General features: G+C 66.6%; 15 protein-coding genes. 6 read left to right on the top strand and 9 right to left on the bottom strand.

Features of this window, described 5'->3' with window-relative positions; all coding sequences use genetic code 11:
* The first annotated feature begins 3 nt into the window (after positions 1-3).
* Positions 4-408: a DUF1801 domain-containing protein gene (locus tag BLR19_RS05335; protein ID WP_091748013.1), complete on the top strand. Its 405-nt coding sequence runs from the start codon at positions 4-6 to the stop codon at positions 406-408.
* A 51-nt stretch (positions 409-459) separates the two neighbouring features.
* Positions 460-1,566: an acyltransferase family protein gene (locus BLR19_RS05330; protein ID WP_091748010.1), complete on the top strand. Its 1,107-nt coding sequence runs from the start codon at positions 460-462 to the stop codon at positions 1,564-1,566.
* Between the two features lie 2 nt (positions 1,567-1,568).
* On the opposite strand, the gene BLR19_RS05325 is transcribed toward BLR19_RS05330, so the two are convergent.
* Positions 1,569-1,793, bottom strand: a complete 225-nt coding sequence (locus BLR19_RS05325) for a hypothetical protein (RefSeq protein ID WP_091748007.1) — start codon at positions 1,791-1,793, stop codon at positions 1,569-1,571.
* A 91-nt stretch (positions 1,794-1,884) separates the two neighbouring features.
* Between BLR19_RS05325 and BLR19_RS05320 the strand changes: the two genes are divergently transcribed.
* From BLR19_RS05320 to BLR19_RS05310, 3 genes are all read left to right on the top strand, one after another.
* Positions 1,885-2,874, top strand: a complete 990-nt coding sequence (locus BLR19_RS05320; protein WP_218119317.1) for a helix-turn-helix transcriptional regulator — start codon at positions 1,885-1,887, stop codon at positions 2,872-2,874.
* A 72-nt stretch (positions 2,875-2,946) separates the two neighbouring features.
* Positions 2,947-4,380 carry a hypothetical protein gene (locus BLR19_RS05315; protein ID WP_218119316.1) on the top strand — a complete coding sequence of 478 codons (1,434 nt, stop codon included), beginning with the start codon at positions 2,947-2,949 and terminating at the stop codon, positions 4,378-4,380.
* A gap of 68 nt (positions 4,381-4,448) precedes the next feature.
* Positions 4,449-4,982 carry a hypothetical protein gene (locus tag BLR19_RS05310; protein WP_091748002.1) on the top strand — a complete coding sequence of 178 codons (534 nt, stop codon included), beginning with the start codon at positions 4,449-4,451 and terminating at the stop codon, positions 4,980-4,982.
* On the opposite strand, the gene ychF is transcribed toward BLR19_RS05310, so the two are convergent.
* From ychF to BLR19_RS05270, 8 genes are all read right to left on the bottom strand, one after another.
* Positions 4,975-6,069 carry a redox-regulated ATPase YchF gene (ychF, locus tag BLR19_RS05305; RefSeq protein ID WP_091747999.1) on the bottom strand — a complete coding sequence of 365 codons (1,095 nt, stop codon included), beginning with the start codon at positions 6,067-6,069 and terminating at the stop codon, positions 4,975-4,977. The two genes, BLR19_RS05310 and ychF, sit on opposite strands and share 8 nt — an antisense overlap.
* 70 nt (positions 6,070-6,139) lie before the next feature.
* Positions 6,140-6,631 (bottom strand): copper chaperone PCu(A)C, encoded by a 492-nt coding sequence (locus tag BLR19_RS05300; RefSeq protein WP_091747997.1) that lies wholly within the window; start codon positions 6,629-6,631, stop codon positions 6,140-6,142.
* 13 nt (positions 6,632-6,644) lie between these two features.
* Entirely contained in the window at positions 6,645-7,964 is a 1,320-nt protein-coding gene (locus BLR19_RS05295) for a PepSY-associated TM helix domain-containing protein (RefSeq protein ID WP_255366447.1), read from the bottom strand.
* Positions 7,965-7,980: 16 nt separating this feature from the next.
* Positions 7,981-10,080 carry a TonB-dependent receptor family protein gene (locus tag BLR19_RS05290; protein WP_091747991.1) on the bottom strand — a complete coding sequence of 700 codons (2,100 nt, stop codon included), beginning with the start codon at positions 10,078-10,080 and terminating at the stop codon, positions 7,981-7,983.
* Positions 10,081-10,150: 70 nt separating this feature from the next.
* Complete coding sequence (locus tag BLR19_RS05285) at positions 10,151-10,537, bottom strand: hypothetical protein (RefSeq protein WP_091747987.1); 387 nt, start codon at positions 10,535-10,537, stop codon at positions 10,151-10,153.
* 49 nt (positions 10,538-10,586) lie between these two features.
* The gene (gene pth, locus BLR19_RS05280; protein WP_066552078.1) at positions 10,587-11,195 is read right to left on the bottom strand and encodes an aminoacyl-tRNA hydrolase; all 609 of its coding nucleotides are present in this window, start codon (positions 11,193-11,195) and stop codon (positions 10,587-10,589) included.
* 86 nt (positions 11,196-11,281) lie between these two features.
* Positions 11,282-11,914 carry a 50S ribosomal protein L25/general stress protein Ctc gene (locus BLR19_RS05275; protein WP_045810293.1) on the bottom strand — a complete coding sequence of 211 codons (633 nt, stop codon included), beginning with the start codon at positions 11,912-11,914 and terminating at the stop codon, positions 11,282-11,284.
* A gap of 134 nt (positions 11,915-12,048) precedes the next feature.
* A complete protein-coding gene (locus tag BLR19_RS05270; protein WP_091747982.1) occupies positions 12,049-14,337 on the bottom strand; it encodes an ATP-binding protein in 2,289 nt (762 codons plus the stop codon).
* A gap of 144 nt (positions 14,338-14,481) precedes the next feature.
* Here BLR19_RS05270 and BLR19_RS05265 point away from each other — a divergent pair, with 144 nt between their 5' ends.
* Entirely contained in the window at positions 14,482-15,879 is a 1,398-nt protein-coding gene (locus tag BLR19_RS05265; protein WP_091747978.1) for an ATP-binding protein, read from the top strand.
* The last annotated feature ends 2 nt before the right edge of the window (positions 15,880-15,881 follow it).

Genomic DNA, 15,881 nt, shown 5'->3' with positions numbered 1-15,881 from the left:
GCCATGGCCAGCACGCCCAAGACCGGCCCCACAGACGCCTCTGTCGACGCCTTCCTGTCTGCGATCGACGATCCACGCCGACGGTCTGATGCTCATGCCGTCGCCGCACTGATGTCGGAGATCACCGGTGAACCGGCCGTGCTCTGGGGATCGTCCATCGTCGGGTTCGGCAACGACGGCGGCCCCAAGGGCGGCTGGCCGCTGATCAGCTTCTCGCCGCGAAAAGCCAATCTGGTGCTTTATGTCGCTGGGGATTTCCCTGAACGAGCCGAGCTTATCGCCCGCCTAGGCAAGGTGAAAACCGGCGTGGGCTGCCTCTATGTTTCGCGTCTGGAAGATGTCGATCAGGCGGTTCTGCACGATCTTTGCGGTCGTGCTGTTCGTGCGCTCAAAGCCGGGGCGGACTGAAGTCTCGTAAGACCCCTATCGCGCAACCTTGACCGGCGCTATCACGCGTCCGTGAACACGCTGTCCGGACCTCTTCCTGCCGCCCATCGCCGTTTTGAGGCTTTGGACTCCCTGCGAGGTGTGTGCGCCATCCTTGTGGTGATGTTCCACATGCCGGTCGCAAGTCACTGGCGCGACTGGGGTTTCATTCAGCATTCCTATCTGTTCGTCGATTATTTCTTCGTGCTGTCGGGCTTCGTCATCGCTCATGCCTATGCGAACCGACTGAAGTCGGGACGCGACGCCGGGCGGTTCATGGTGCGGCGCTTTGGGCGGATCTGGCCGCTGCATCTGCTGATGCTGGCGGCCTTCATCGGGTTGGAGCTAGCGCGGCTTGTCTTCCATTTTGACAGCGCGCGGCCTTTCACGCGGGATCGGTCGATCGAGGCGATCTTCACCAATCTGGCGCTGATCCAAGCCTGGCATGTGCATCCCTATCTGACCTGGAACGGGCCGGCCTGGACGCTCAGCGCCGAATGGGCCTGCTATCTGATCTTCGCGGGCCTAGTGCTGATTGCGCCAAAGCGTTTCCGCTGGATCGGGCTGGTGCTGGCGATCATCGGCGGCGTGCTGGTGCTCAGCTACGCGCGGCGCTGGATGAATACGACCTATGACTTCGCCGTGCCGCGCGCGGTCTATGGCTTCTTCCTGGGCTGCCTGCTGCAGGGGCTCTGGACCCGCATTCCGCGGCTCAAGGGCGGCGCCGCGACGCTTTTGGAGATCGCGGCCATCGTCGCCGCCTGCATCTTCATCGGCTATGCTCAGGGGCCGGTCACCGTGGCCGTCACCTTGATCTTCGTGGCGCTGATCTGGGTCTTCGCCGGAGAGGAGGGGGCGCTGTCACGCGTGCTGGACCATCCGGCTCTCGTCACCCTGGGGCGCTGGTCGTTCGCCATCTACATGGTCCATATGTTCATCCTGACCGTGATGATGATTGTGGCCAGGAAGCTCGACCTCGTACCGGTGCGACGCATCGACTTTGGCTCTGTCTGGCTGAACGACCTGTTCGCCGTCGCCATGTTCGGCTTCATCGTCGCGGTCGCCGTGGAGGCTCACCGACTGGTCGAGCAGCCGGCCCAGCGCATGATCGACCGCTGGACCAAGCCGAAGGCGGCCTGAGTTCAGGCGGCCATCCGCCATTCGGGGGCCGTGTCGCCGGCGCGGCCTTCGTCCCACAGCATGTCCTCGTCCGAATAGCGGCTGCTGGCGGCGGCCGAAATGACGTCGACCACCTGTTCCTCCAGACGGTCCCAGATCACGGCGAGGTCGGACGACCCGTCGGCCTCGCACGGCACGATGATGTAGCGGCTGGCGTTGACGGTCTGGGCGGGTTGGAAATGCGCCATCTGATGATCTCCTGAAGCGGGGGCCTCTTGTCGATGATGACGTTATGAAGCAGTGTTGCGTCAGAAACGGACGTAGGGATCGGCGAAGGCATTGAGACACGACAAGGCGGCGATGGTGATCGATCTGGCGCGCCGCATGGCCGCCAGCGCCGAAGGGCTGAGCCTGGACGAGATCGCGCGCGACATGCGCGTCGGCCGCCGCACCGCCGAACGGATGCGCGACGCGGTTCTGATGCTGTTCCCCCAGGTCGACGAGGTCTCGGACCCGCCGTCCAAACGCTGGCGCATCCGGGGCGGTCTGTCGGCCTTCGAACAGGCCCCGACGGCGACCGAAATGCTGGAACTGTCCAAGGCCGCGACCGCCCTGCGCGCCGCCGGCGAACCGGCGCGCGCCACGGCGCTGGAGGGGCTGGAGCGCAAGCTGAAGGCGGCGATGCGTTCGACCACGCTGAATCGGATGGCGCCGGATCTGGAGGCCCTGGTCCGGGCCGAGACCATTGCGGTCCAGGCCGGGCCGCGCCCCTCCGCCGACGAGGCGATGCTGACCGCTATCCGCGCGGCGGTGCTGGCGCAGCAGCCCTTGGGCTTCACCTATTCCCGTCCGGGCGCCGAGCCGCGTCGGCGCAGCGTGGCGCCGTGCGGCGTCATGTTCGGCCGGGCCAACTATCTGGTCGCCGCCGACCGCGAGACCGGCCGCATCCAGACCTTCCGCCTGGACCGGATGAGCCACGTCGCCCCGCAGGAGGGGATGGCGGTCCCGCCCGCCGATTTCGACCTCGGTGTCTTCGCCAGCCAGTCCTTCGGCATCTATCAGGACGAGATCGAGGACGTCGTGCTGCGCATCGCGCCCGAGGGCGCGGCCGAGGCCAGGGGCTGGCGCTGGCACCCGACCCAGTCTTTTGAGGATCAGTGGGACGGCGGCGTGATCGTGCGGTTCCGCGCCTCGGGCATGCGCGAACTGGCCTGGCATCTGTTCACCTGGGGCGAGCAGGTGCAGATCCTGGCGCCACAGCGACTGAAGGCCGTGATGGCCGGCGAACTGGCGGCGGCGGGCCGCGCCTTGGAACGGGCCTCAGCCTGACGAAACCGTAAGCTGACGCGGCGCGTTGACGACCGCTAGGCTTCGCGCCGAGCGCCCTTCAGGAGATCGCCCTTGCGCGTCCACGCCTTCGCCTCGTCCGCCATCCTGGCCCTCGCCCTTATGAGCGGCGCCTGCGCCGCAGGGCCCATGTCGGCGCCGGCGACCCTTCAGGAGGAAGGCGGACCCCAGGTGACGGTGACCCGCGACGGCGATCATCTCAACATCGACTATCGCTTCGGGCGCGACGTGCCGGTCTGGGCCTTCCAGGATTCGGCGCTGGAACAGGATTCGCGCCAGCCCTGGCGGCCGCGCCAATGGACGGTCGAGACGCCCGGCGTCGTCATGGAGCGACGCGGCCATTACGACATCATCCGCAGCACGGACGGCGATCCCGTGCCGCGCGAGGTCCGCTTCCGCGTTCGACCGCAGGCGGTGGATCTTGAGGCCGAGTATCCGACCCTGCTGTTCTCCAATGGCGCGGTGGCGCTGCCGACGCGACAACTGGATGTCTTCGCCCTGCCGTCGGCCCAGGCGGCCGAACAGGTGCCGGACGACCTGAACCGGACCCGGCTGGATGGCGGCCCTTCGCGTGTGACGTGGCGCGATGAGAATGGACCCGTCCTGTTCAACGGGCGCCGCCGCGACGAACTGACCACGACGGACGAGCGCAGCTATGTCCTGCTGGGCGAGGCGACGGTCACGCGGGGCGACGGCCTGTCGACCGTCATGGACCCCAATCTGCCGCCGTGGATCGGGGAGGAGATCCGCTGGTTTGCGCCGCGTGTCGGTCACTACTACCGTGATCGCCTCGGCGCGCCGGGCTCCGGCGGCGATACGCCCATCGTCATGGTGGCCTGGAACGGGCCGACCGAAAGCATGACCAGCATGGGCGGCAGCGTCCTGCCCGGCCTGATCGTCATGTCGTTCGAGGGCAGGGGCGTGACCTCGCCCCAGCCGGAAATCGTGGAGCGTTCGCGCTGGTTCATCGGCCACGAGGGGGCGCATTTCTGGTTGGGGCAGACGGTACGCTACGCCTTCGCCGACGAGGCCTGGATCACCGAGGGCGGAGCCGACCTGATGGCTGTGCGCGCCCTGAAGGCCCTCGATGCAAACTATGACGACCGGGCCGAGCTTCAGTCCGAGGTGGACGACTGCGTCAACCTGGCCCGCCAGCCGGTCGCCCAGGCCGGCGCCCGGGGCGAACACCGCGCCTACTACGCCTGCGGGGCTGTCTTCGCCCTGGCCGCGGAAGGCGCGCAACGTCAGCGCAGCGGCGGCGACTGGTTCGACTTCCTCAGACCTCTGCTGCGCCAGCCGGACGGCGTGCTCAGCCGCGAGGAATGGCTGACGGCCCTGACTCGGACATCGCGCGACCCCTCGTTGCGTGGCGATGTCGAGCGGCTGCTGGATCAGGGCGCGGCCGATCCGTCCGCCGTCATCGCGCGCCTGTTCCAGCGCACCGGCGTGGCCTTCCGCATGATCTACGGCCGCGTGGTCTTGAGCTGAATCCGATCGCAGTCGCTGGCGCTGGTCATCGGATTGAACCTGAACCTTGGCCGTGGCGTTGTGGCGGGATGAAAACAGCCTTGATCCCGATGGCGGGTGCGATCGCCCTTCTGGCCGCCTGCGGCGATCACGATGTCAATCCGCCGAACGAACCGGCGGCGCCCCTGCGCACGCCCGAGGCCATGCAGCCGGTCGAACCGCCTGGACCGTCGTCTCTGGCCGGGCGGGGGCCGCGCAGCTTCGTGGGCGTTTGGGCGGCGAACCCGCAATGGTGCGCCCGGCCCCAGGGCGAACGCAGCCCGATCACCCTGACGCCGCTGCGCTTCGACGCCTACGGCAGCAACTGCGACATCGCCAGCATCGACGAGACGGGTTCCGGCTATGTTGCAGTGCTGCGATGTGCAGGCCGGCCTCAGACCGAGCGGGTGCACATGGGCACGAGCGGCGACGTGATGAACCTGACCTATGTCGATCAGGACATGAAGACGGTGAAACTGGCGCGCTGCCCCGGTTCGCCGCGCGCGCCCGATCCCGCCAATCCGCTGGAAAAGATGATGAAGAAGGACGGGGCCGAAACCCCGCCTGCCGCGCCGCCTAGTTGAACAGGAAGTTCATCACGTCGCCGTCCTTGACGACATAGGACTTGCCTTCGGCGCGAAGCTTGCCTGCCTCGCGAGCCTTCGCTTCGCCGCGCAGGGCGACGAAGTCTTCGAACGCGATGGTTTCGGCGCGGATGAAGCCCTTCTCGAAGTCAGTATGGATCACGCCGGCCGCCTGGGGCGCGGTGTCGCCCACATTGATGGTCCAGGCGCGGGCTTCCTTGGGCCCGACCGTGAAATAGGTCTGCAGGCCCAGCAGCTTATAGGCCTCGCGGATCAGACGGTTCAGGCCGGGCTCTTCAAGACCTAGGGTCTCCAGGAACTCCTTCTGCTCCTCGTCGTCCAGCACGGCGATCTCGGACTCGATCTGGGCCGAGATGACGACCGAGTTGGCGTTGTCCTGGGCGGCGCGGGCCGCGACCTTGTCGGACAGGTCGTTGCCCTTGTCGGCCGAGCCTTCCTCGACATTCGAGACATAGAGGGCGGGAAGCGCCGTCAGCAGTTGCAGCATGTGCCAGGCCTTGATGTCCTCCTTGGACACCTCGGCGGTGCGGGCGGGCTTGCCGGCGTTCAGCTGGGCCAGGGCCAGATCGACCAGCTTCAGCGTCAGGGCCGATTCCTTGTCGCCGCCCTTGGCGCGCTTCTCCAGCTGCGGCCGGCGGCGCTCCAGGCTTTCCATGTCGGCCAGCATGAGCTCGGTCTCAATGATTTCCAGATCGGCGATCGGATCGATGCGGTCCTCGACGTGGGTGATGTCGTCATCCACGAAGCAGCGGGCGACGAAGGCCACGGCGTCGCAGTCGCGGATGTTGGCCAGGAACTGGTTGCCCAGGCCTTCGCCCTTGGACGCGCCACGCACCAGACCGGCGACGTCGACGAAGGTGATGCGGGCCGGGATGATCTCTTTCGATCCAGCGATCTCGGCCAGGGCGTTCAGACGCGCCTCGGGCACGGCCACATCGCCGGTGTTCGGCTCGATGGTGCAGAACGGATAGTTGGCCGCCTGGGCCGCCGCCGTCTTGGTCAGGGCGTTGAACAGGGTGGACTTGCCGACGTTGGGCAGGCCGACGATCGCGACTTTAAGAGCCATGGTATTCCTCGTGAGGCGCGAGCCTTTAGCGGGTTCAGAGCCGTTTGTCAGGCTCGCGCTTCAACTGAGGTCAGTGGGCGGCGTGATCCATGCCTTCCATGGCCGGTTGGCGAACCTGCGCCTGAACCGTGATCGCCGGCGCCGACGCGAACTGGAACGTCAGCGGCACGGTCTCTTCGGCGACCAGAGGCGCGGTCAGGCCGATGAGCATCAGGTGGTTGCCGCCCGGCGCCAAGGCCACGGCCTGACCGGCGGGCAGGGGCAGGCCCGCCGTCAGCTCGGCCATCTTCATCATGCCGTTCTCGGTCTTCATCTCGTGGACCTGAAGCGATGCGGCGCGCGGGGTCGATCCCCCCGTCAGCCTGTCGTCGGTCGCGGCGGTCAGGGTGACATAGCAGCCGCCGGCCTTGGCCCCGTTCGGCGACGGGCGGCACCAGGCGTCGGTCGCGGTCACGGTGGCGGTCGCTGTCGGCGTGTCAGCGGCGGGCGCCTTGGCCGGCTCGGACGGATTGCAGGCCGCCAGCGACAGGCTGGCGGCTGCAAGGGCGAGTTTGATCTTCATGGCGTCAGGTCTTTCACGAGGCGGCGGAACGGCGCCGGATCATCGGACGTAGGGCTCGGTCGAGCAATACGGCAGCGATCAGGCTCAGTCCCGTCAGGGGATAGAGGATGGCGAGGGGCAGGACGATGCCTAGGACAGCGGCGCGCGCTCGCGGTCCCGGCGGAGCAGGCGGGGCGCCCAGGCGTCGGCGCGACAGATTGGGCGGGCGGCGCTTCCACCACATGACCAGGCCGCTGATCGCCAATAGCCAAACGCCGATGCAGCCCAGCAGCATGACGATGCGGTTCGCCTGTCCGAACTGCGTGCCTTGGTGCGTATAGATGCCGAACTCGATGGCCTTGGCGCCGGCGCCGAACTGGTCATAGCCGATGTCGCCCAGCAGCCGCCCGGAGACCGCATCGACATAGAGCGACCGGCTGTCCTGAACCCGTGTCGCCTGGGTCGTCAGCGTATAGGCGGTGTCATCGGCCTTGGGGATGTTCACCGTATAGGGGCGCGCCAGGCTGGCCTGATCCGCCACTCTCAGAACCTGCGCCAGGCCGCCATGACCGGCGTGGTCGTGGGTCATCACCATGCCCTCCATGGTCCAGCCGGCCCCGACCGGCGCATCGTGGTGCTGCGCCCTCTGCCAGGCGCCGGCGACGGGTGCGGGCGGCCGACCGAGCCCCGTCTCCTTGACCGCCCCCATGACCTTGTCGCCCCAGACCGCGGACCACGGCATGCCGGTCACGGCCAGAAACAGCACGACTCCGCCGACATAGACACCCGTCAACGCATGCAGGTCGCGCCAGAACGGACGGCGGCGGCTGTCTGTCGTCTGCGGTGCAAAGGTCGCCACGCCCCGCCCGCGCGGCCACCACAGATAAAGCCCCGTGGCGAACAGGATGATCGTCCAGCCGGCGACGATCTCGACCAGAATGTTGAACGGCCGCCCCAGCAGGGTCAGGCTGTGCGTCTTCCTGACCACCTCCATGAACCCGCCGGCCGGAATGACGCCTGTGGCCCGGCCGGTGTGCGGATCGACGAAGACCGTCTTCTGCACGCCGTCGGGTCGATTGACCCTGATCCGGATCGCCTGATCGTGATGCGCGGGCATGACCAGATTGGCGACGCGCCCCCCGCCTGCGGCCTGGGCGGCCGAAGCCACCCAGGTTTCCGGCGCCGCCTGAGTTTGAACGGCCGGCACGCGGATCATGTCGCGATAGAGAAAGCCGTCGATCTCGTCCTTGAACAGATAAAGACCCCCCGTCAGGGCCAGCAGCATCAGCACCGGCATGACGAAGACGCCGGCATAGAAGTGCCAGCGCCAGACCGCGCGATAGGCGTCGGACATTGAGGCGTCGCCAGACTCAGAACGCATAACGCAACCCCACATAGGCCGAACGTCCTTCGCCGGGCACAAAGACGGCAGTCGCGACTTTAGTGGCGTCCGTCACGGCGTTGACGGTCGAAACATAGCGCTCGTCGGTCAGGTTGCGCGCATCCAAGAACAGGGAAACTCCACCTCGCAAACTCCAGCCCGCATTGAACGACAGAATGGCGTAGTCGGGCGCCGTCAGCGGCGTTCCATCTGTGGCGCTGCGCGTGTTGGCGTAATCGATCAGCACGTCCGTCGGCGACCATTCGACGCTAGGCGCCACGAACCAGCCCGCCGGATGGGCATATTTCAACTCGGCCCGGTAGAGACGCTCCGGCACGACCGGCAGGCGATTGTCGCCATAGACACGGTCGTTCTTGAAGAGGAAATCTGACCAGGCGTAGGTCTGGCGCAGCGTCAGGCGACCATCGGTGCTGTCGATAATCCGCCAGTCCAGCCCCGCTTCGATGCCCTGATGGACGGTATCGTCAGCATTGAAGGTCGCGGCGGGAATGTTCAGGGTCGGATTGACGCTGTAGTTCAGCAGTTCGCCTTCGATCTGGGCGCGATAGGCCGACAGATCGTAAGTGAAGGGACCGCGACGGCCGCGGGCGCCGACCTCGGCTGTCCAGGCATCCTGGATGTCGACGGGCACGAACTTCGGCACGTTGCCCTGCACCAAGGCGCCATAGCTGGGCGCTTCCACCGAGCGCGTAAGATTGGCGTAAATCTGGGCGCCCATCTCATTTTCCCATAGCAGGCCGATGCGCGGCGCGAACCAGTCAAAGGTCGCGTCGGCATTGTTGGCTGGGACCAGATTGTTTGTGTAGTCCCGCTCCGCACGGCCGTAGCTGCCGCCCGCGACCAGAGCTAGACGGTCCGTGACGAACAGGCGGCCTTCGGCGAAGATGTCGATGCCGGTCGCGTCCTGAACCGAATCGCCGATCTTGGCGCCTGGACGTGCGCCACCTGCCGCCACGAAGGTGAAGGCGTCCGTCGTCCCGCCGCGGTAGCTAATCCCCGTATAGGCGTCAGCCCTCATGCCGCCCAGCCGACCGTTCCAGTCCAGTCGGCCATAGCCGCCCCGCTGCAGGCTGTTCTGATCGATGACGATGGAAATGGGGTGATAAAGATCCTTGTCCACTACATAGACGGCCCCTTCAAACGACAGGCTGTCATCCACGCGCCAGCGACCCAGAAGGGTGCTTCTCAAGGATTTCACGTCGCGCGCAAAGGCCAGGGTGTTATTGTTCGCCGGTACGGCGGTCGGGTTGGTGAGGGCCTGCTGACGGGTGACGGCGGAAGACACCGACTGATCCAGATCATTGCCCTGAACGATCAGCCGCAACTCACGACCTTCGCCGAACGACCGGCCCAGATTGAGCGTCAGCCGTTTCGAATCTGAGCTTTGATTGTCCCGGAACCCGTCCGAACTGGCCACGGTGGCGGCCGCGTACAGGTCCCAGTCGCCCCAGTCGCGCGCCAGGGCGACATGACCGCGCAGGGTATCGAACGATCCGCTCTCGATCCGGATCAGGTTCCGGCTCGCGGCCGTGCGCCCGGTCGGTGTCACGACATTGATCGCACCGCCCAGGGCGGCGCCGCCGAAGCGCAGGGCGTTGCCGCCCTTGAACACATCGATGTGGCGCGCGATCAGGGGATCGATCTCCTGAAACTCGCCAAAACCGTCAGGCGCATTGAAGGGCACGCCGTCCTGGGCTAGCAGCACGCCGCGCAGGTGGGCGCCGTTGCCGATGCCCGAGCCGCGAATCGACAACCGCACCTCCTCGCCCCAGCGGCGTTGTGCGAAGACGCCTGGCACGCTGCGAAGCGTATCGGCGAAGGTCAGGGCGTAGCGGTCCTGATAAGTTTCGGAGGCGACGACCGCGACAGCGCCCGGCGTGCGAGACAACAGGGCGCGGGCTTCTTCAACAACGGCGGGATCCTCGGCGTTGCGGCGGCCGGTGACGATGACGCTGTCCAGCAAAGCCGGTTCGGGCGTCTGCTGGGCCAGGACGGGGCTCGTCCAACCGGCGTTGGAGAGGGCGGCGAGCAGCAGCGCGCAGGGCGCTGCGGTAGTCTTGAAGGACATGGAATGAACCTGAAATCAGAACGAGACGGCGCGCGGGCGCTGAGGCCGGCGCGCGGGCTTGGGGTCTGGTTCAGGCGTGGGGCGGGGCGGTGGACGGCGGACGCGGCGGCGCGCGCGCGGGCGGCGGCGGGCTGACGCTGGCGGCGATATAGACGACGCGCTCGACGGTGCGGACCACCGGCGCCGGCTCGGGCGCAGGCGGGCAGGGCAGGGCGGCGGCCAACGGCATGACGCAGGCGGCGCATTTGGCCCCGACGTGCTTGTTGACCGGGCCGTCCATGCCGCCGGACTGGATCGTCTGGGGGCCTTCCGCCGAACAGATGACCAGCGGATGACCCGGCTGGACCGCCGCGAGAGCCGCGAACGGCAGCAGGGTTCCGAGCACGAGCGCGAACACCGCCGCCAGGAAGGCGAGCGATTGCGAGATCGACCAATTGTCGGCCTGGGCGCGCGTCACGTCTGGCCTCTACGGCGTTTTGCGACGGCGCGATAGGCGGCGGTTTGTCCTAAAGCTCGCCGCGCGCGGCCTGGCGGGGGCTGAACTTGGGCGCGGGGGCCAGGCGCATGACCTCGCCCTGATAGCGTTCGTCGTCGCCGGCGATCGCGAAGGGCAGGGCGTCGGCGCAGGCCTGAAGCATGGCGTCCAGCCAGGGCTGTTCCGCCTTGTGGAAGTCGCCCAAGACGTGGGGCATGACCAGTTCCTTCTCGCCGGGATGGCCGATGCCCATGCGCGCACGTCGAAAGTCGGCGCCCAGGTGGCTGATTAAGGAGCGGATGCCGTTCTGGCCGGCTGCGCCGCCGCCGGTCTTCATACGGAACCGCCCGGGGGCCAGGTCGATCTCGTCGTGGAAGACGATGATTTCGCTCGGCTTGATCTTGTAGAAGCGCGCCGCCTCGCCGACCGCCCGACCGCTTTCGTTCATATAGGTCTGGGGTTTCATCAGCAGGACCTTGGTCCCGTCGACCAGACCCTCGCTGACGATCGACTGGAACTTGGCGCGCTCGGGACCGAACCGCCACCGGCGCGCGATCTCGTCGGCGGCCATGAAGCCGATGTTGTGCCGGTTCTTTTCGTATTTCCCGCCCGGATTGCCGAGCCCCGCGATGATGATCATGGCGTCCTCTTGCCGTTTGCGTCAGGCAAAGAAAAGCCCCGCACGGCGAACCGGGCGGGGCGTGATCTTGTCGAAGCGACGAAGGATCAGTCTTCGGTCTTCTCGGCCGGGGCGGCCTCGGCGTCAGCGGCTTCGTCAGCAGCTTCCGACAGGGCGGCCGACGAAATCTTGACCGTGGCGATCACGAAGTCGCGGTCGGTGATGGTGGCTTCCGCGCCCTTGGGCAGCTTGATGTCCGAGATGCGGATGGTGTCGCCGATTTCGGCCTTGGCCAGATCGACAACCAGTTCTTCCGGGATCTGGTCGGCGCGGACCAGGATCTCGACGGCGTGACGGACGATCTCCAGCGAGCCGCCCTGACGCGAGTAGGGCGCTTCATCGGCGTTCAGGAAGTGCACCGGCACTTCGATCTTGACCGGAGCCTTCTCGTCGACGCGCATCAGGTCGAAGTGCAGGGGGCGGTCCGAGACGGGGTCGAACTGCACGTCCTTGGCGATGACCGGCTGGGTCTCGTCGCCGTACTTCAGGGTCACCAGGTGGCCCAGCAGCTTGCCGGTGTAGAGCGACTTGCGGAAGTCCTTCTCGTTCACCGAAATGGCGACGGGGGCTTGCTCGCCGCCGTAAAGGACGCCCGGCACGAAACCGGCGCGACGCGCAGCGCGAGCGCCGCCGGTGCCGACGCCATCGCGGACGTCCACGTTCAGAATGATCTCGGCCATGTGGCTCGCCTCAACAACAACGGAAACGCCGCGCCAACCCGGGGCTCTCGCGGCGGGGGTGATGAACCCTCGAATTCAAGAGCGCGGGCTATTACACGCATCAGGTCCAAGGCGCAACCGTCAAAGGTTCCGCTTCACGCCGCCCTCGCGCGATCCTTCATCAGCGACGTCGGCGCTGCGACGATGCCCAGCAGTTCTGCGGCATTGAACGGCTTGGCCAGGTGGTGGTCCGCCCCGGCCGCGCGTCCGGCGGCGACGTGCTCTGGCATGGCGTTGGCGGTCAGCATGACGATCGGCGTGCGATCCAGACCCATCGTCGCCTCGTGCAGGCGAATCTCCTGCGTCGCCGTCAGCCCGTCCATGATGGGCATCTGCATGTCCATCAGCACTAGGTCGAAGGTGTCGGCCCGGAAACTTTCCAGCGCCTGTGCGCCGTTCTCGGCGATCACGATCTGCGTCGGCGTCTGCGCCAGAATCAGTTCGATGACGCGGCGGTTGGTCGGATGGTCGTCGGCGACCAGCACGCGGATCGTCCGCGCTTGCTCGAAGACGGCGGGTTGCGCCGGCGCCGGGTCTTTGCGCGGCGGGGCCTGGGTCTGTCTCAGCGGCAACGTCAGGATAAAAGCCGCGCCGCCGCCGGGTTCACTTTCGCAGCCCAGGTCGCCGCCCATCATCTCGGCCAACTGACGACAGATGGACAGGCCCAGTCCCGAACCGCCGAACTTGCGGGTGATGCCGCCGTCGGCCTGTTCGAAGCGACTGAACAGGCGCGCCCGCGTCGCGGCGTCGAAGCCGATGCCGCTGTCCTCGACGGTGAAGCGCAGCACGGGCGAGCCCTCGCGGTCCGCGCCACGCTGCACGATCAGGCCGACGAATCCCTTGCTGGTGAACTTGACGGCGTTCGAAATCAGATTGGTCAGAATCTGCTTCAGGCGCACCGCATCGCCCACGATCCAGACGTCGTCCTCCAGATCGATATCGACGTGGAAGTCGAGATGCTTCTCACGCGCGTTTTCGGCATAGAGTTGAGCCGCCTCGCGCACGACTGTCGCCAGTTCGAAGTGGTCTTCGGTCAGCTCCAGCTTGCCCGATTCGACGCGCGCCAGATCCAGGATGTCGCTCAGCAGGGTCTGCAGCGTCTTTCCCGACGCCTGCATCAGATCCAGCATCTCACGCTGCTCAGCCGTCAGATCGGTCTTGGCCAGGGCTTGAGACAGGCCGATCACACCGTTCAACGGCGTGCGGATTTCATGGCTCATGTTGGCCAAGAACTGGCTTTTGGCGACATTGGCGGCCTCGGCCGCGTCACGCGCTTCGGACAGGGCCTCGGCGTCGCGCTTCAGATCGGTGATGTCGTTGCAGACCGTGACCGTCCCGCCCTCGGACGTACGGCGATCCTGGATACGCAGCCAGCGCCCGCCAGCGACCTGTTGCTCACTGTTCGATGACAGCTGACGACGCGCCTGCATGCGCTCGTTCAGCCATTCTTCTTCGCGGCCGGCCGCCTCCTGATAGCGACCTTCGTCGATGCCGATGCGCAGAGCTTCGCGGAAGGTCAGGCCGACGACCAGATGCGGCTCGAGCTCGGGGTTCACCTCGGCATAGCGCGCATTCCAAAGCACCAGCCGATCCTTGGAATCATAGAAGCCCAGGCCATCGGGCATGGCGTCCACCGCCTCGCGGATACGGCGTAGCGCGGTGGCGCGCGAAATATAAGCCATCATGCCCAGGACGGCGGCGGCCGTGCAGATCATCAGCAGAATGGCGGCCAGCAGCAGTCGCATCGCCTCGCTGGACAGCCCCTGGTCGGCGGCGACGGTCGGGTCCGGCGTCACCGTGATGGCAGACATGCCGATGAAATGAAGAACAAGAACTGTCGCCGAAAGTCCCGTCGTCGTCGCCAGCAGGCGCAGCAGGCCGCCTCGACGATAGAAGAAGGCCGTCGTTCCGCCGATCGCCAGGGCCGCGATGATGGACAGCGCGACAAGGCCGGGATCCCAACTGATGTGCGCCGGCGCTCTTATGGCGGCCATACCCAGATAATGCATGGCGCCGACGCCGGCGACCGCGATCACTGCGGCAAGCACGCGCCACATGCGGCCCTTGCCCATCAACGTCGAGCCGATCGTCAGGCCGATCATAGCCAGCGCGATTCCAAGAGAGGCGACCGTCAGGAACGGATTGTAACGCACCGGCACACCGGCAACGAACCCCTGCATGGCCACGAAATGGGTCGCCCAGATGGACAGGGCGCCGATCATGACGGCCAGCAGGACCGAACGACGGCGTCGCCCAGGATCGCGCCGGCCCATCCGCTGCATGACGTGAGTGGAGACGCCCAGACCGGCCATGCAGATCAGCGCAGCGAACAGCGTGATCCGCCAGTCGTGATCGTGCGCAATGCAATGGATGATGCGGTCCACGAGGCCTCCCCTTAAGCGTACGATAGGCAACAATTCTAAAGAAACCGTGCGGCGAAGCTTATGGGCGCCGCAGGCTGTCGGCACGCCGTCACAGAATCCGTGCAAGGATCGGAATCGTTCTTCAGTTCGAGGTCGCCCGGACCCATGCCTTACGAAGTCTCGCCATCGCCTGTCGCGCCGGTCTCCACCTCGCGGCTGTGGACGGTCGGCGCCAGCATCGGCATCGCCATCGTGACCTTGCTGGTGCTGGCGATCCTGCATCCCGAAATGGCGAACTGGCTGGTCGGCGGGGCGGTGATCGTGGCGGCCTCGGCCTGGCTTTTGAACATGAGCGAGGCGAGCAGGGCCGAGCCGGCGGCCAGTCAAGGCGCTGCGACCGAGCCCGCTATCGACGTGGTGACGGGCGATCTTCTCGACCGGGTGTTCGAGGCGCTGGACGATCCTGTGCTGGTGGTCAGCGGCGGCGAACCGGACGACATCGCCGGGCGGCGCATTGTCATGGCGAACACGGCGGCGCGCGAGCTTCTGCGCATCCAGCGTCAGGGCGCCTTGCTGGTCCAGGTGATCCGCGAACCGGGCGTGTTGGAGGCGGTGGACGAGGCCCTGTTCGGCGGGACGGCGCGCACCACGGACTATGCGACGGGCGGTCAGCGCGACCGACGCTGGCGCGCCTGGACCCGGCCGCTCTCACTCGAAGCGTCAGGCAAGGCCGGGTCGGAGCTGGCCCTGCTGATCTTGCGCGACGAAACGGACTCGCGCCGTATCGAGATGATGCGCGTGGACTTCCTGGCCAACGCCAGCCACGAACTGCGCACGCCCCTGGCCTCGCTCAGCGGTTTCATCGAGACCCTGAAAGGCCATGCCCGCGAGGATGTTGTCGCGCGCGACCGCTTCCTGGACATCATGTCGGCCCAGGCGGATCGGATGGGGCGGCTGGTCGCGGATCTGCTGTCGCTCAGCCGGATCGAACTGAACGAGCATATTCCGCCCTCTGGCCGCGTCGATCTGGACCGCGCCGCCTCTGACGTGGTCGACGCCATCAGCGTTCTGACGCGCGAAAAAGAGATCGCCATCTCTCTGGATCAGGGGGAGGCGAGGGCGTCGATCAGCGGCGATCGCGACGAGATATTGCAGGTGGTGCAGAACCTGCTCGACAACGCCGTCAAATATTCGTCACGCAACGGCACGGTCGAAATCTCGGTCCGTTCGGACCTGTCGTTCGACGAGGCCTGGGCCTCGCGCATGCCCGGCGCGACACGACTGCCGCTGGTCACGCCGGACCGCACGGCGGGCGTCTCCTATGCCGCTGTCACGGTGCGCGATCATGGGCCCGGCATGGCGCGCGAACATCTGCCCCGCCTGACCGAGCGCTTTTATCGGGTCGAGGGTCAAAAGAGCGGCGAGCGGCAGGGGACGGGGCTGGGGCTGGCCATCGTCAAACATATCATCAACCGTCACCAGGGCGGTCTGGTGGTCGAAAGCGCACCGGGCATGGGCGCGGCCTTTACCGCCTGGTTTCCCCAGCCGGTCGAGCGACGCTGAGA

Origin of the sequence: Brevundimonas sp. 374, assembly GCF_900102995.1 — a bacterium.
In the GTDB taxonomy this organism is placed as follows: domain Bacteria; phylum Pseudomonadota; class Alphaproteobacteria; order Caulobacterales; family Caulobacteraceae; genus Brevundimonas; species Brevundimonas vesicularis_C.
This window is presented reverse-complemented; position numbering and strand designations above follow the sequence as displayed.

Excerpts from the sequence above, each read along its gene's own strand:
- BLR19_RS05335 (WP_091748013.1), top strand. The coding sequence starts at position 4 with ATGGCCAGCACGCCCAAGACCGGCCCCACAGACGCCTCTGTCGACGCC.
- BLR19_RS05325 (WP_091748007.1), bottom strand. The coding sequence starts at position 1,793 with ATGGCGCATTTCCAACCCGCCCAGACCGTCAACGCCAGCCGCTACATC.
- BLR19_RS05310 (WP_091748002.1), top strand. The coding sequence starts at position 4,449 with ATGAAAACAGCCTTGATCCCGATGGCGGGTGCGATCGCCCTTCTGGCC.
- ychF (WP_091747999.1), bottom strand. The coding sequence starts at position 6,069 with ATGGCTCTTAAAGTCGCGATCGTCGGCCTGCCCAACGTCGGCAAGTCC.
- BLR19_RS05300 (WP_091747997.1), bottom strand. The coding sequence starts at position 6,631 with ATGAAGATCAAACTCGCCCTTGCAGCCGCCAGCCTGTCGCTGGCGGCC.
- BLR19_RS05295 (WP_255366447.1), bottom strand. The coding sequence starts at position 7,964 with ATGTCCGACGCCTATCGCGCGGTCTGGCGCTGGCACTTCTATGCCGGC.
- BLR19_RS05290 (WP_091747991.1), bottom strand. The coding sequence starts at position 10,080 with ATGTCCTTCAAGACTACCGCAGCGCCCTGCGCGCTGCTGCTCGCCGCC.
- pth (WP_066552078.1), bottom strand. The coding sequence starts at position 11,195 with ATGATCATCATCGCGGGGCTCGGCAATCCGGGCGGGAAATACGAAAAG.
- BLR19_RS05275 (WP_045810293.1), bottom strand. The coding sequence starts at position 11,914 with ATGGCCGAGATCATTCTGAACGTGGACGTCCGCGATGGCGTCGGCACC.
- BLR19_RS05265 (WP_091747978.1), top strand. The coding sequence starts at position 14,482 with ATGCCTTACGAAGTCTCGCCATCGCCTGTCGCGCCGGTCTCCACCTCG.